We start from the raw sequence: 14,858 nt of genomic DNA, 5'->3' as shown, positions 1-14,858 counted from the left end.
CATAACGACGGCTATCGGCCGAAATCAAATGACTCGGGCACGAGCGAATACACGGCGGCCGCCACGGGCCGGCCGCCCAGGATCAGGCGGTTGCGGGCGATGCATTCGAACGCTGCACCGATCTTCTCGGCGACGCCGCGGCTTGCGAGGTTGGTCTCGGCTGCCACGATCTCGATCCGCGTGAGGCCCAGCGCGTGGAATCCGTGGCAAGCCATCATCGTTGCCGCGCCCGACGCCAGGCCCTGCCGCTGATGGCTCTGGCGAATCCAGTAACCGAGATTGCCAAGGTTGTCCTCGCGACGGATCTGGTTGATGGCCACGCCACCGTACAGCGTGCGCCCGTCGGCCGAGAACACGCCGACGTCATACGCGGTGCCCTCGTCCATGCACGTCGCGCAGCGCGCGAACCACTCCTGCGCATCGAGCGTGTTGTAGTCCGGGTGGGCCCATGGCATCCACGCGCCCACGGTGCCCATCGACTCCCGCACGGCGGCAACGAACGGGTCCACGTCGCTGGCGCGGAACGGTCGCAACAGGAAGTCCTTGCCCCGCAGCGGCTGCATTCTCAGTCCTGGTTGCGGACCTGATCGCCTTCGGTCGTCAGCGCACCCGCCTTGGCCAGCGCGCGCAACGTCTGGTCGAACACATCCTCGATGGATTGCGCCGCCATGAAGCGCGCGTGAATGCGCTGCATCAGCGGTGTGTCGCGCATCCATGCGAACAGCGCCTCGCGCGAAACCGTCTGCAGTTCCAGCAGCTTGAATTTCACAAGCACGCGCACGGCGTGGATGGCATTGCGCGCGCCGTCGGCTTGCAGGTAGTCGAGCCGGCTTCTGGCGTGCGAGATGGCGCCTTTCGCATCGTCAAACGGCCGCCCGTGTCCGGGGATCACGATGCGCGCATCAAGCGCCGCGATGCGGTCGAGCACGGCGGCCTGCTCGACGAAGCCGCTTTCGCCATCGAGCTCCGGAAAGATCACGCCGAAGCCGCGTTCCCAGAGCGCATCGCCTGAAATCAGAATGCCGTGCGACGGCGCGAACAGCATCACCGCGTGTGGATCATGGCCCGGAGCAGCCACCACGTCCCAATCGATTCCGCCGAGCCGCAGACGGCCCCCATCCTGCAGCACGGCATCGAAGCCGAAGCGTGCGCACTGCTGACCCGTGGCATCGAACGACAGCGCGACATGGTCCCAGGACGCGACCGCCGCGGCCTCCGCCGCCGGAATCGCCGTGCGGGGCTGCCAGCGTGCCTGCAATGCCGCGTTACCGCCGCAATGGTCGGAGTGCAGATGCGTATTGATGATATGAGTCAGCGGCCGGCCATCGAGCGCCGCCGCCACGAGCGCCTCGGTCTGCGCTGCGTGTGTGACGTAGCCCGTATCGACGAGCGCCGACTCCCGGGCGGCATCGTCAATGAACAGAATGTTGTTTGCCGATAGCCAGCCGCGCTCGAACACGCGCATCGTCGATGGCAGCAACGGAGGCGTGTTCATGCTTCGCTCCCCGCGGCGCACAGACGCGGCACGCGCGCGGGCAGCAGGGCCCAGATGCGGCGGCGTTCCTCGTCATCGGCCTTCGACCAACCCGCGATCTCCGGAATCGTGCGGAGGCAGCCTTCGCAATAGCCGCTGGCCGCGTCCATCTTGCAGACGTTGCGGCAGGGCGACGGCACCGGCGCGACGATCTGTGCCGCGGCAGCGCCACGCACCAGATCGGCCAGCAGACGGCGTTGCGCGGCGGTCATGCCGAAGTCACCTGGGCCACGTCCGCGACTTCCGCTCCGGTCATCGCCTGAAGCTGTTGCGGCGTCAGGTTGAAGACCGCATGCGGATGTCCCGCGGCTGCCCACACGCTGTCGTACTGGAACAGGTCCTGATCGAGCAACATCACGGGTGCGACGGCGTGCCCGATCGGGCAGACACCGCCAATCGCGTAGCCGGTCTTCTCGCGCACGAACTTGGCGTCGGCCTTGCCCAGCGCGCCCACGCGTGCCGCCACCTTGGCCTCGTCGACGCGGTTGCTGCCGCTGGCGATCACCAGCACCGGCACATCGTCTTCCACGCGGCGGAAGATGATGGACTTCGCGATCTCGGCCACGGTGCAGCCCAGACCGGCGGCCGCTTCCGCCGAGGTCTTGCCGGTGGCCGGCAGCATTACCACGGGGCGGTCGTGGCCGATGCCGACCAACAGATCGGCCACGCGTTGCGCGGCATCGGGAAGCGTGGGGCTCTCGCTCATGGATCGTGTCTCCTTTGTCTGGGCGCGTCGCGGTCTAGTAGCCGCGCTGCAGGTCCACCACGCCGGCGATCGGCTTGCCCGACTCAAGCAGGCGAATCTTGCCGGCGATCTGCGCAATGCTGTCCTCGCGCAGCGTCAGCGCCGAGATATGCGGTGTGATCGTGATGCGCGGCTCCTGCCAGTATGGATGATCGGCAGGCAGCGGCTCTGTGCGGAACACGTCAAGCGTGGCACCCGCGATCTGTCCTTCACGCACGGCGGCGAGCAGATCCTCTTCCACGAGGTGCTGGCCACGCGCCACATTGATCAGGTAGGCGCCGTGCGCCAGGCGATGCAGCAGGCCCGTGTCGATAATGTCCTGGGTCTCGGGCGTCAGCGGCAACACGTTGACCAGCACGCACAAGCCATCAAGGAAGACGGCCTGCCCGTCTTCACCGTGGAACGATTGCACGCCGTCCACCGCCTTCGGCGAGCGGCTCCATCCGCGCACCGGGAAGCCGAAGCCAGCCAGCGTGCGGGCGATATGGGCACCGAGCGTGCCAACGCCCATCACGCCGATCGTGAAATCGGCACGACGATGCGGTTTCTGGAATTTCCACGTGCCGGCGCGTTCCTGCGCGTCGTACACATCGAGCCGGCGGAAGTAACGCAGCGCGGCGGCCGTGACGTACTCGGCCATCTGGGCCGCCATGCCGGCGTCATCGAGCCGGACGATCGGCACGCCGGCCGGCAGGGCGTCGGGATGCTGGGCATTCAGCTTCAGGATGCCGTCCACACCGGCGCCGAGATTGAAGATGGCCTTGAGATCGGTACGGCCGCTCAGCATTTCCACCGGCGGACGCCACACCACTGCGTAGTCCACGGACTGGCCCTGGCTGTCTTCCCAGGTCACGCACTGCGCTTCCGGCAGTACTTCGGCAAAACCATCGATCCACGGGGCATAGCGGCCATCCGGCACGTACAGCTGCAACTTCATCTCGACTCCAGTTTTCTTTTTGGGGGATGGGATGAAGTATTTTGGCAGAGGTCGCGGGTCAGCGGTTGGATTGCGGAAGCGCGTTCCGCATGGCGGATCGATGGGAGACACCTGTTTCCCACGTTGTGGGAAACAGGTGCCAGGACGGCTTACCCCGCGTAGCCTTCGGCGCGGATATCCAGACGCGCCAGCAGCGCACGGTCACGGTCAGCCTGGGGATTGCCGGTGGTCAGCAGCTTCTCGCCGTAGAAGATCGAGTTCGCGCCCGCCATAAAGCACAGTGCCTGCAGCGCCTCATCCATGGCCTCGCGACCGGCGGACAGGCGCACCATCGCGCGCGGCATCGTGATACGGGCCACCGCGATCGTGCGGACAAACTCGAACGGGTCCAGCGCCTCGGTACCCGCCAGCGGCGTGCCTTCCACCTGCACCAGGTTGTTGATGGGCACCGACTCCGGGTACGGGTCCATATTGGCCAGTTGTGCGATCAGGCCGGCACGCGCCTCACGGGCTTCGCCCATGCCAACGATGCCGCCACAGCAGACGTTGATGCCGGCTTCGCGCACATGGCCGATGGTGTCCAGGCGATCCTGGTACGTACGCGTGGTGATGATCTTGCCGTAGAACTCGGGCGAGGTATCGAGGTTGTGGTTGTAGTAGTCGAGGCCAGCGTCCTTCAGACGCTGCGCCTGTTCGGCCTTGAGCATCCCCAGCGTCACGCAGGTTTCCAGGCCCATCGCCTTGACCTCGCGCACCATGTCGATCACGGGCTCAAGGTGGCGTTCCTTCGGCTCGCGCCATGCCGCGCCCATGCAGAAGCGCGTGGCGCCGTTGGCCTTGGCCGCCTTGGCGGCGTCGAGCACGGCTTCCAGGTCCATCAACTTCTCGGCCTTCACGCCCGCATCGTGGTGGGCGCTCTGCGGGCAGTAGCCGCAGTCCTCCTCGCAACCACCGGTCTTGATCGACAGCAGCGTGGAAAGCTGCACGGTGTTGGCATCGAAGTGCTCGCGATGCACTTGCTGGGCGCGGAACAGCAGGTCGTTGAACGGCAGTGCGAACAGTGCGGCGACATCGTCGACACGCCATGCATCGCCCTCCTTCGGCGCGGCGGCCGCGATATTGCGGGCCGACTGGCGCAGGGCTTCGGCGGAAATGGTGGCGACGGTCTGGTTGGCTTGTTGCGTCATGATCGGTATGGGGTTCGGTAGTGGATTCGGCTTGGCCACTTCACGCGCGAGGCGTCGCGGCACTGTGATGGGGAACAACGGATGGCGCGGCCGATAGCAGCGGCGCGAGGTCGAGGTACTGGGCTGCCACGGCGGGCGCGACCTGCCACGGCAGTTCGCCCAGCAGCGGTACTTCGAGCGCATCCTGCAGCGTGACGATGTTCTCGCTCGGCAGCAGCATGTCGGGGTCGATACGGTTGGCGATCCAGCCTGCCAGCCTGAGACCGCGCGCGCGAATCGCTTCGGCGGTCACCATGGCGTGACTGAGGCAACCCAGGCGGATGCCGACCACCATGATCACCGGCAGGTCGAGCATCACGGCCAGGTCCGCCGTGTTCCAGCGCGCGGCGCCCATGTCGAGCGGCACGATGAAGCCGCCCACACCTTCGACCACCACGGCCTCGGCGTGCTGGCGCAACGACTCGAATGCATCGCGGATCGGCTCGGGCGTAATGCGCGCGCCTTCCAGCGCGGCGGCCAGGTGCGGCGATACCGGCGTGCGAAAGAAGAACGGGCACATCTCTTCCTGCGGCACGATCACCGAGCCGGCCGCGCGAAGCTGATCGACGTCGTCGTTCTGCCACTGGTCGTCGAGCCATTCTCCGCCCGCGGCGATGGGCTTCATGCCCACCGTGCTGTAACCCGCGCCATGCAGCGCGTGCAGCAGCGTGGCGGTCGCATGCGTCTTGCCCACGCCAGTATCGGTACCGGTGATAAAGCAGGCGAAGCGTTCTGGCCGGTCGGCGACGCCGGTCATGCGGCCTCCTTGTGCAGTTGAGGCACGGCGCGCGCGATGGCCTCCAGCAGCCGCGTCACGTCGGCTGCCGAATGCGATGCCGACAGCGTGATGCGCAGCCGCGCGGTACCGGCAGGCACCGTCGGCGGGCGAATCGCCCCAACGCGAATGCCTTCGGCTTCGAGCGCGGCCGACAGCGCCAGCGCGGCGGCATTGTCGCCAACGATCAGCGGCTGGATAGCGGTCTCGCTCTCACCGAGCGACCACCCCGCCTGGGCGGCCAGCACCGCGAGCCCCACGCGCAGTTGCGCGATCAGCCCGGCCAGATGCGCCCGGCGGGAGCGGCCCTCCTCGCCGGCGATGATTTCCAGGCTCGTCAGCAACGCGTGGGCCACCGCTGGCGGTGCTGCCGTGGTGTAGATGTACGGGCGCGCCGTGTTGATCAGGTGTTCGACGATCGTCTCATGCGCGGCGACGAACGCGCCCGCCACGCCAGCGGCCTTGCCGAGCGTGCCAATGTAGATCAGCCGCTCCGAACGCAGGCCCAGGTGTTCGAACACGCCATGGCCGTTCTCGCCGAGGACGCCAAAGCCGTGCGCGTCGTCGACGATGATCCATGCATCATGGCGTTCGGCGACTTCCAGCAGCGCCGCCAGCGGCGCGATATCGCCATCCATGCTGAAGACGCTATCGGTCACGATCAGCTTCAAGGCAGTCGTGCTGGCCGTCAGCAGCGCGTCAAGCGCCCCGGTATCACCATGTGGGTAGCGCTGGACATCGGCACGCGCCAGACGCGCGCCGTCGATCAGCGAGGCATGGTTGAGCGATTCGCAGAGCAGCGTCGCACCAGCCGCGCCGAGCGACGTCAGCACCGCCAGGTTCGCCATGTAGCCGGTGCAGAAATACAGCGCCTGCGCCTGCGGGATGTAAGGCACCAGCCAGCGCGCCAGTTCGCGCTCGAGCTGCGCATGCGCCAGCGAATGCCCGCTGACCAGGTGCGATGCCCCGCTGCCCGCACCGTAGCGATGCGCGCCTTCGGCCAGCGCGTGCGCGATCGAGCCGTGATTGGCCAGGCCCAGGTAGTCGTTGCTGCAGAACGTGAGCAGCGGCGTGGGTGTGGCGTCGATCCCGCCCACCGACTGGTGCGGCGCGCAGGCCGTGTGAGCAATGCGGCGACGGCGCGTCAGCGACTGGGCATCGCGTTCCGCGGCCGCGCGTTTCAGGTGATCAAGCAACATGGCGTGCCTCCTCCGCCGGATCGAGCACTGCCTGCAGCGTGTCCAGCAATTGTTCACCGAGCCAGTTGGCCAGCCCGGCATCGAAAACATACGGCGGCATCACGTAGAGCGTGTGCCCGATCGGGCGCGCCAGCACGCCGCGTTCGCGCGCGGCCAGATGGAAGCGTCCGGCAAAGTTCGCCCCCGCTGCCTGCGGGTCGATGTCGGCGGCCCAGATCATGCCGCGCTGGCGCACATGGCTGACGCGCGGGTCGGCGGCAATACCGGCCATCGCCGTGCCAAGCCATTGCGCGCGCTCGCGGTTGCTGGCGAGCACGTCTTCGGATTCGAACAGGTCCAGCGTGGCCAGCGCGGCCCGGCAGGCCAGCGGATTGCCCGTGTACGAATGCGAATGCAGGAAGCTGCGCGCGATATCGTCGGCCACGAACGCACGCTGGATCTCGGGACGCGACAGCACCAGCGACAGCGGCAGGTAGCCGCCGGTAATGCCCTTCGACAGACACAGGAAATCCGGCCAGGCATGCGCGGGCACGGCGTCGCCGCCGCGTGCCTGCTCCCAGGCGAAGAACGTGCCGGTGCGGCCACAGCCCACGGCGATCTCGTCGGCGATCAGGTGCACGCGATAGCGATCGCACAACGCGCGCGCGCCTTCGAGATATGACGGGTCGTACATCGCCATGCCAGCCGCGCCCTGCACCAGCGGCTCGACGATCAGCGCCGCGATCTGGCCGGCACGCTCGCGCAGCAGTGCTTCGAGTTCAGCCAGCGCCCGGGTGGCCACATCGGCGGCGGATTCACCGCGCGCGGCCTGGCGTGCATCGGGAGACATCACCACGTGGGCGCGGCGCGTCAGCGGATCGTAGGCATCGCGGAAGATCTCCACGTCGGTCACGGCCAGTGCGCCCACGGTTTCGCCGTGATAGCCATGGCGCAGACAGACAAACTCGCGCTTGGCCGTGAGGCCGGTGTTGCGCCAGTAGTGGAAGCTCATCTTGAGCGCGATCTCGACGGCAGAGGCGCCATCAGACGCATAGAACGCGTTGCCGAGCGCGCCACCGGTAAGCGCCGTCAGCCGCTCGGCCAGTTCCACGGCCGGTGCGTGCGTGCAGCCGGCCAGCATCACGTGTTCCAGTGTCTGCAGTTGTTCGCCGATGGCGGCGTTGATGGCCGGGTTGGCATGGCCGAACAGATTGACCCACCAGGAGCTGATGGCATCGAAGTAGCGCTTGTCGCCAGCGTCGATCAGCCAGGGCCCTTCGCCACGTGCGATGGCGAGCGGCGGCTCGTTGGCGCTGGCGTCGGGACGCAGGCGCGTGCACGGATGCCACACGGCGCGCTGGCTGCGTGCCGCGAGCGACGTGTCACCGCCTCCGGAATCGAGGACAGGATGTGTCAAAGGGACTCTCCTATGAGTGTCCGCCCGCGCATCACGCACGGCCGGATGTGGGAAGCTCATGGTAGGAAGGTCCCCGCCGGATTGGCAAACCGGCCGCACTCAGCCAGTTGAGTGCAATTTCACAGACGTTGGACGATCTTGTCGCCCGCAGTGCCGTGCACTTCGCCCTGCTACCTGCTACGCGCCGATAACATCGGCTAACGCGCTACAAAAAAAATCTCTCGATGTGGCGGGGCCGCACCCTCCCGCAAGCGCGAGAGGGCTGGCGCCCGATTGCCGTTACTGCGGCTTCCACGCAGGCGCGCGCTTTTCCAGGAACGAACGCACGCCTTCGCGGCCCTCCTCCGACGCGCGGATGACCGCGATCCGGTCCGCGGTATCGGTCAGCAGGTCCTTGTCGATGGCGCGGCCGGCCACGTCCTGCACCAGCCGCTTGCTTTCGCGCACGGCATTCGGGCTGTTGCCGACCAGCGCCGCGGCCAGTTCGGCCACCTTGGCGTCGAGCCCCGCTGCCGGCACCGTGGCATGGACGAAGCCGATGCGCAGCGCTTCCGCCGCATCGAACCGCTCGGCGGTGATGAAGTAGCGGCGCGCGGCCTGTTCGCCCATCGCGCGAATCACATACGGGCTGATCGTCGCGGGCAACAGGCCCAGGCGCGCTTCGGACAGGCAGAAGTTCACGCCCTCGGCCGCTACCGCCACATCGCATGCCGCCACCAGACCCACGCCGCCGGCATAGGTATCACCGTGCACACGCGCGATCACGGGCTTCGGGCAGGACCAGATCGTGTGCAGCATCTGCGCCAGCGTCAGCGCGTCGGCGCGGTTCTCGTCATTCGAGTAACCGGCCATCTTCTTCATCCAGTTCAGGTCCGCGCCGGCACAGAAGGCCGGGCCGTTACCCGCCAGCACGATCGCACGCACGTCGTGCGTATCGCCAAGCGCCCGGAACGCGCCGGTCAGTTCCGCGATGACCGTCTCGTTGAATGCGTTGCGGACGTCGGGCCGATTGAGCGTGACCGTCGCGACGTGACGTTCAGCGGTAACCGTAAGCGTGGTGAATTGCATGTCTCCTCCGAGAAACGGATGTGTAATGGACGGGGCCGAATTCCGTCGAATCCGGCCAACTCAGGATTTCTGGCGCCGGTTGCTGGTCACGCCGCGCGTGACGGGCTCGGACTCCGGCGGCTGCACGTCGAAAGGCAGGCCGTGGTCGCGGAAGAAGGCTTCCACCTCTGGCAGCCATACGGCGATGCCCGCGCTGTCGCTGAAAAGCTGGTGCGAATCGCCATCGAACTCGCCGACGTCGACAAAGCGCGTGTCCTTTGCCGCGCCGCTCACGTTGGCCTTGTAGCTGTTGAACATCCGCTCCGGCAACGGCCACGGCCAGAAGCGGTCGTTGTCGCCATAGATCCAGAGCGACGGATAGCGCGCGCCGCGGCCGTAGTCGCCGAACACATCGACCAGGTTGTTTTCCCATCCGCTGCAGCTTTCATTGCGCAGCCCGCCGGCGAAGTTGATCACGCCGACCACGCCCGGATAGCCGATCGTGGACAGCGCCATGGTCGACAGGCCGCCAAACGACTGGCCAATGACGACGATGCGCGTCGGGTCCACGTAGGGCTGCTCCACGAGGTAATCGAGCGCGGCAATCACATCCTCGGCCTGCACCATGCCGTTCGCGCCGACATCGCAGCTTCCGCCGACGTACTTGCCGCCAGACTTCGAAAAGCCTTGCCGCATCGGCAGCGCCACCACGAAACCGCGCCGCACGAATTCGGCGGTCTGCGCGGCAAAGCGCGCGCGCCGCTGAAACGCCGGTTTGCCCGGCGTCTTGCCGTGGTTGATCACCACGAGCGGCCGGCGTCCTTCGCCGGGTGGCCGGAAGATCGTCGTTTCCAGATCCACCGTGTCCTCCGCGCCGACCTTCGGCACCATCACGACCTGCTCGATCGTATGCGCGGGCAGAGCCACCTGAGCGATGGCCGTCGCGCACCAGATCAGGCCAGCGAGCGCGGCTGCGATGCCGCAGATGGAGGAGACGACGCGAGACTTCACAACCAACCTTCTTCAGAAAACGTTACTGGCGCAATTCGCCAGGATGCATTGCAGCGCCGGTCAAGCCGGTTCGTGCAGGTCACCATCCACGTAGAGCCAGCGCGACGCTTCGCCCGGCTCACGCGACTCGAATACAAAACGGCTCAGCTCATGCAGCCGGTGCGCGCGGCCACCCACCTTGTAGCGTGCGACGAACTCGACTGTGGCATGCGTGGCGTCCTGCTGCGCGTGGGACTTCACGGTCAGCCCGAGCCAGTTCGTGCCGGGATCGGCCGAGAGGTCCTGCGGGCAGGTCGACGCGTGCCACGTCTGCCGCAGCCAGCTCACGTCACCCAGCACATAGGCGCTGTAACGCGACCGCATCAGCGCCTCCGCCGTGGGTGGCGATGCCTCGCCGCGATGGAAGCGGCCGCAGCACGTGTCGTAGGCGCCGTTGCCGCAGGGGCACGGTGCCGGGCCTGCGCCGGCCCGACGCTTGTTCGTCATCCGATCAGCCCCGGCAACTGGCGCATGTCAGTGAAGATCGTCGTCACGCCGACCGCGCGCAAGGCGTCGGCGTTGGTGCTCGCGGCGTAGCCAAACACCGTCATGCCGGCAGCGACGCCCGCCGTGGCGCCGGTGGGACTGTCCTCGATCACCGCGCAGCGCGACGGATCGACGCCCATTGTGCGCGCGGCCAGCAGGTACACATCGGGCGCGGGCTTGCTGTGCTCCACCTCGGTGGCCGAGAAGATGTGCTCGCGCGCGGCATCGTCGGTGAACAGTTCCACCAGCTTCGTGTGGTTCAACTGCAGCTTGACCTTGATGCGGTCGGCGCCGGACGCCACGCACACCGGCAGGCCACGTGCCTTGATGGCTTCGATCGCCTGACGGACGTGCGGCACGGCTTCCAGTTCCTCGATGAGCGCCGCGTCGCGACGCACGAACCACTCGGACAGGAAATTCCTGGGCAATGGCTTGCCCAGGCGCGCCTCGATATTGCCAAGCTCGTCACGCACCGCGCGTCCGAGGAACCACTTCATGGATTCCTCGAGCGTGATCTCGATGCCAATCTCGTTCAGCACGCGATTGAGCACGCGATGCACGATCGGTTCGCTATCGACGAGCACGCCGTCACAATCGAAAATCACGCAATCGAAGCGTGCGGCCTGGTTTGCTGCGGTCATGCGGGTTTCTTTTCCTTGTTGAGTTCGTTACCGCCGACGGCGCGCAGTTCGGTCTGCCGCCGGCTCTTCAGATAGGCCTCGACCTGGTCGAAGCGGTCGAAGCCCCAGAACGGTTCGCCGTCGACGATCACGAACGGCGAGCCGAACACGCCCTTGGCCATCGCCACGTCGATCTCGGCCTTGAGCTGGTCCTTGATCTGGTAGTTGTTGGCGCCTTCGTTCATGGCGATCGGGTCGACGCCGAGCGGCTCGGCCAGCTTCGCCAGTTCGGCGGGTTCGGCAATGTTGATGTCGTCGACAAACAGCGCGCGATACACGGCCTTGGCAAACGCCGTGGCCACATCCGCACCGTGGTTGTTCTGCAGCCATAGCATCGCGCGCGCTGCATGTTGCGTCGGCAGTGGGAAATGCGTGGGCCGCTTGTAGTCGATATGGTTGAATTCCGAGGTCCGCTCGAAATCACGCCAGCAGTAATCACCCTTGAGCGGAATGCTGGGAAGCGGCGACGAGCCGGTTGTCTTGAACACCACGCCGAGCAGGATCGGATGCCAGATCACATAGCGGCCGTACTTCTGGGCAATATCGTCGATGCGCGTGCTGGCGAAGTAGCCATAGGGCGAGGAGAAATCGAAGTAGAAGTCGATGGGGGCGGTCATCGCAAAGGCTCCGGTTCACAGACAACGGTTGAGGAAAGTGCGGATATTCGTGTTCGTATTCGTATTCGAGATGCCTGTCAGCCAAGCGCGCGGGCGATCAGGATCTTCTGGATATCGCTGGTCCCTTCATAGATCTGACATACGCGCACATCGCGATAGATGCGCTCGACGGGGAAATCGGTCACGTAGCCGTAGCCGCCGAACACCTGGATGGCATCCGAGCATACCCGCTCCGCCATCTCGCTGGCGAACAGCTTGGCCATGGCCGCTTCCTTCAGGCAGGGCCGGCCGGCATCCTTGAGCGATGCGGCATGCCACACCATCTGGCGCGCCACATCGATCTGCGTCGCCATATCGGCAAGCCGGAACTGCACGGCCTGGTGCTGGAATAGCGGCTGCCCGAAGCTCTCGCGCTCCTTGGCGTAGGCCAGCGCCGCCTCGAATGCCGCGCGCGCCATGCCGATGCTTTGCGACGCGATACCGATGCGACCGCCTTCGAGACCGGAGAGCGCCATCTTGTAGCCCGCGCCCTCCTCGCCAAGCATGTTCGCGGCCGGAATCCGGCAGTTCTCGAACACGATCTGCGCGGTGTCGGAAGAATGCTGGCCCAGCTTTTCCTCCAGACGCGCGACGATATAGCCGGGGGTTGACGTCGGCACCAGGAACGCGCTGATGCCGCGCTTGCCCGCGGCCTTGTCGGTCACGGCCATCACGATCGCCACGTCGGCATGCTTGCCACTGGTGATGAACTGCTTCACACCGTTGAGCACGTAGTGGTCGCCATCGCGCGTGGCCGTGGTGCGCAGCGCCGATGCGTCGGAACCGACGTGCGGCTCGGTCAGGCAGAACGCGCCGAGCATGTCACCTTGCGCCAGCGGCACCAGCCACTGCTGCTTCTGCGCATCGCTGGCGAAGGCCATCAACATGCTGCACACCGGGCAGTTGTTGACGCTGATGACGGTGGAGGTGCCGCCATCTCCGGCCGCGATCTCTTCCAGGATCAGCGCGAGCGACAGATAGTCGAGCCCGGCGCCGCCAAGGGCTTCGGGCACGGCCACGCCGTAGGCACCCAGACGCGCCAGCTCCTTGTGCACGTCCTTCGGGAACGTCTTGTCGCGATCCCATCGGGCGGCCTGCGGTGCGATGACATCCTGCGCGAACTGCCGCACGGCGTCACGGATCATTTCCTGTTCAGGTGTCAGCAGCATGTTGTTACCGGGTCTCTTACCAGGGAATCGACGTACCGTCGTAGTTGTGGAAGCTGCCGTTATCGTGACGCGCTACGCCGGCCAGCACGCGGCGCATACCCGTCACGCTCTGCTGCGGCGTGAGGTCGGCCTTCGCGCCACCCATGTCGGTCTGCACCCAGCCCGGATGCAGTGCCACGCAGATCGCATGGCGCGCATCGAGCGAAACGGACTTCAGCGCGGCGTTCACCGATGCCTTGCTCACGCGATAGAGCCAGCTACGGTTGCTGTCCATCGCGCCGATGCTGCCCATGCGCGACGACAGCACTGCCAGCACGCCACCGCGGCCGTGATTGCCGGATTCGACGAACGGCAGCAGCACCGGCAGCGCCATCATCGGACCGAGCACGTTGGTGTGCATCACCGCGTCGAACTCCTCGCGAGTCACCGGCTCCGCCGTTTCCGAGCGCGGGCCGATCACGCCGGCGTTGTAGATCGCCACGTCCAGCGTCTCGCCATCGAGCTTCCAGGCGAGCCCCGCCACGGCGGCCGCGTCGGTCAGGTCGAGCTTGTGCGCTTCCGCGCCGAGCGCCGTGAGCGCAGCAACGCCCTCGTCGCTACGCGCGGCGGCGATGACGCGCCATCCATCAGCGCGGTACTGCCGGACAAATTCGAGACCCAGGCCGCGCGAGGCGCCGAGGACGAGAACGGTGGGCATGGTCAGCCTCCTGTGGATGGTTGCGAGTGCGTCGGGAAAGTCAGTAACGTCAGTAGAGTTCGATGCCGACCGCCGTGGCTTCGCCGCCGCCGATGCAGAGGCTGGCCACGCCGCGCTTGCCGCCGGTCTTGCGCAACGCGCCGATCAGCGTGGTCATGATACGTGCGCCGGAAGCGCCGATCGGATGGCCCAGCGCACATGCGCCGCCGTGGATGTTGACCTTGTCGCGCGGAATGTCGAGATCGTGCATCGCGGCCATCGGCACCACGGCAAAGGCCTCGTTGATTTCGAACAGATCGACGCTGCCGGTGGTCCAGTCGAGCTTGCGATACAGCTTGGCGATGGCCTCCACCGGCGCGGTGGTGAACCAGCCCGGCGCCTGCGCGTGGGACGTATGACCGAGCATTCGGGCGATTGGCTGCAACCCGAGCGATTTCGCGGTGGATTCGCGCATCATCACCAGCGCCGAGGCGCCGTCATTGATCGACGACGACGACGCGGCGGTGATCGTGCCGTCCTTGGCAAACGCCGGCTTCAGCGACGGGATCTTGTCGACCTTGATGCGGCGCGGCCCCTCATCGGTGTCGATGACGGTATCGCCACCCTTGCCCGACACCGTCACCGGCACGATCTCCCAGCGGAAGTCGCCCTGCTCGGTGGCACGCTGGGCGCGGCGCACCGACTCCATCGCGAACGCATCCTGCTGTTCGCGCGTGAAGTGGTACTTGGCGGCGCAGTCCTCGCCGAAGGTGCCCATGGCCCGGCCCTTGTCGTACGCATCTTCCAGGCCGTCCAGCATCATGTGGTCGTAGATCATGCCGTGGCCGATGCGATAGCCACCACGCGCCTTCGGCACCAGGTATGGCGCGTTGGTCATGCTTTCCATGCCGCCGGCCACGGCGATATCGAACGATCCGGCCAGCAGGCCGTCGTAGACGCTCATCGCCGCACGCATGCCGGAGCCGCACATCTTGTTGACGGTGGTACACGCCACGTCGAGCGGCAGGCCCGCGCCAAGCGCGGCCTGTCGGGCGGGCGCCTGCCCCTGTCCGGCTGGCAGCACGCAGCCGAACACCACCTCCTCCACCTGCTCAGGCTTGATGCCCGCGCGCTCGACCGCCGCGCGGATCGCGGCGGCGCCAAGCTGCGGCGCCATCAGACTGCTCAGTTCACTCTGGAACGCACCCATCGGGGTACGCACCGCGGAAACGATAACGACTGGGTCCTTCTGCATGTCTGTCTCCTGAAGCAGGGGTGGAGC

17 protein-coding genes are annotated in these 14,858 nt (G+C 66.4%); all 17 read right to left on the bottom strand.

The features are described from left to right. Positions 1-11 precede the first annotated feature (11 nt). Positions 12-563, bottom strand: a complete 552-nt coding sequence (locus tag K6G35_RS00620; protein WP_286880057.1) for a GNAT family N-acetyltransferase — start codon at positions 561-563, stop codon at positions 12-14. 2 nt (positions 564-565) lie between these two features. Beyond that, complete coding sequence (locus tag K6G35_RS00615; RefSeq protein WP_495675986.1) at positions 566-1,495, bottom strand: MBL fold metallo-hydrolase; 930 nt, start codon at positions 1,493-1,495, stop codon at positions 566-568. Continuing rightward, entirely contained in the window at positions 1,492-1,746 is a 255-nt protein-coding gene (locus K6G35_RS00610; RefSeq protein ID WP_008642854.1) for a DUF1289 domain-containing protein, read from the bottom strand. Before K6G35_RS00610 ends, K6G35_RS00615 begins: the two co-directional genes overlap by 4 nt. Continuing rightward, positions 1,743-2,240: a YbaK/EbsC family protein gene (locus K6G35_RS00605; protein ID WP_008642855.1), complete on the bottom strand. Its 498-nt coding sequence runs from the start codon at positions 2,238-2,240 to the stop codon at positions 1,743-1,745. The genes K6G35_RS00610 and K6G35_RS00605 overlap by 4 nt, the downstream gene beginning before the upstream one ends. Positions 2,241-2,274: 34 nt before the next feature. Then, complete coding sequence (locus K6G35_RS00600; RefSeq protein ID WP_495675985.1) at positions 2,275-3,216, bottom strand: 2-hydroxyacid dehydrogenase; 942 nt, start codon at positions 3,214-3,216, stop codon at positions 2,275-2,277. A gap of 149 nt (positions 3,217-3,365) precedes the next feature. Then, positions 3,366-4,403 (bottom strand): biotin synthase BioB, encoded by a 1,038-nt coding sequence (bioB, locus tag K6G35_RS00595; protein ID WP_008642857.1) that lies wholly within the window; start codon positions 4,401-4,403, stop codon positions 3,366-3,368. Positions 4,404-4,443: 40 nt separating this feature from the next. Continuing rightward, on the bottom strand, positions 4,444-5,199 hold the full coding sequence (bioD, locus tag K6G35_RS00590; RefSeq protein WP_008642859.1) for a dethiobiotin synthase: 756 nt from the start codon (positions 5,197-5,199) through the stop codon (positions 4,444-4,446). After that, the gene (gene bioF, locus K6G35_RS00585) at positions 5,196-6,416 is read right to left on the bottom strand and encodes an 8-amino-7-oxononanoate synthase (protein ID WP_495675984.1); all 1,221 of its coding nucleotides are present in this window, start codon (positions 6,414-6,416) and stop codon (positions 5,196-5,198) included. Before bioF ends, bioD begins: the two co-directional genes overlap by 4 nt. After that, positions 6,406-7,812 (bottom strand): adenosylmethionine--8-amino-7-oxononanoate transaminase, encoded by a 1,407-nt coding sequence (bioA, locus tag K6G35_RS00580; RefSeq protein WP_008642863.1) that lies wholly within the window; start codon positions 7,810-7,812, stop codon positions 6,406-6,408. Before bioA ends, bioF begins: the two co-directional genes overlap by 11 nt. A gap of 279 nt (positions 7,813-8,091) precedes the next feature. Beyond that, positions 8,092-8,880 (bottom strand): enoyl-CoA hydratase/isomerase family protein, encoded by a 789-nt coding sequence (locus K6G35_RS00575; protein WP_186425523.1) that lies wholly within the window; start codon positions 8,878-8,880, stop codon positions 8,092-8,094. A gap of 60 nt (positions 8,881-8,940) precedes the next feature. Further along, positions 8,941-9,870, bottom strand: coding sequence for a dienelactone hydrolase family protein (locus tag K6G35_RS00570; RefSeq protein WP_495675983.1), 930 nt, complete (start codon positions 9,868-9,870; stop codon positions 8,941-8,943). Positions 9,871-9,930: 60 nt separating this feature from the next. Further along, positions 9,931-10,356 carry a YchJ family protein gene (locus K6G35_RS00565; RefSeq protein WP_495675982.1) on the bottom strand — a complete coding sequence of 142 codons (426 nt, stop codon included), beginning with the start codon at positions 10,354-10,356 and terminating at the stop codon, positions 9,931-9,933. Further along, positions 10,353-11,036 (bottom strand): HAD family hydrolase, encoded by a 684-nt coding sequence (locus K6G35_RS00560; protein WP_008642870.1) that lies wholly within the window; start codon positions 11,034-11,036, stop codon positions 10,353-10,355. Before K6G35_RS00560 ends, K6G35_RS00565 begins: the two co-directional genes overlap by 4 nt. Beyond that, positions 11,033-11,692, bottom strand: coding sequence for a 2-hydroxychromene-2-carboxylate isomerase (locus K6G35_RS00555; protein WP_008642872.1), 660 nt, complete (start codon positions 11,690-11,692; stop codon positions 11,033-11,035). Before K6G35_RS00555 ends, K6G35_RS00560 begins: the two co-directional genes overlap by 4 nt. A gap of 77 nt (positions 11,693-11,769) precedes the next feature. Next, positions 11,770-12,900 (bottom strand): acyl-CoA dehydrogenase family protein, encoded by a 1,131-nt coding sequence (locus K6G35_RS00550; protein WP_011515028.1) that lies wholly within the window; start codon positions 12,898-12,900, stop codon positions 11,770-11,772. A 16-nt stretch (positions 12,901-12,916) separates the two neighbouring features. Then, positions 12,917-13,597: an SDR family oxidoreductase gene (locus K6G35_RS00545; RefSeq protein WP_186425521.1), complete on the bottom strand. Its 681-nt coding sequence runs from the start codon at positions 13,595-13,597 to the stop codon at positions 12,917-12,919. Positions 13,598-13,646: 49 nt separating this feature from the next. Further along, a complete protein-coding gene (locus K6G35_RS00540) occupies positions 13,647-14,831 on the bottom strand; it encodes an acetyl-CoA C-acetyltransferase (RefSeq protein WP_008642878.1) in 1,185 nt (394 codons plus the stop codon). Positions 14,832-14,858: the final 27 nt, after the last annotated feature.

It is taken from the genome of Cupriavidus sp. HY129 (assembly GCF_059492215.1).
Note: the sequence above shows the minus strand (reverse complement) of the source record. Positions and strands in the feature narration are given on the sequence as shown.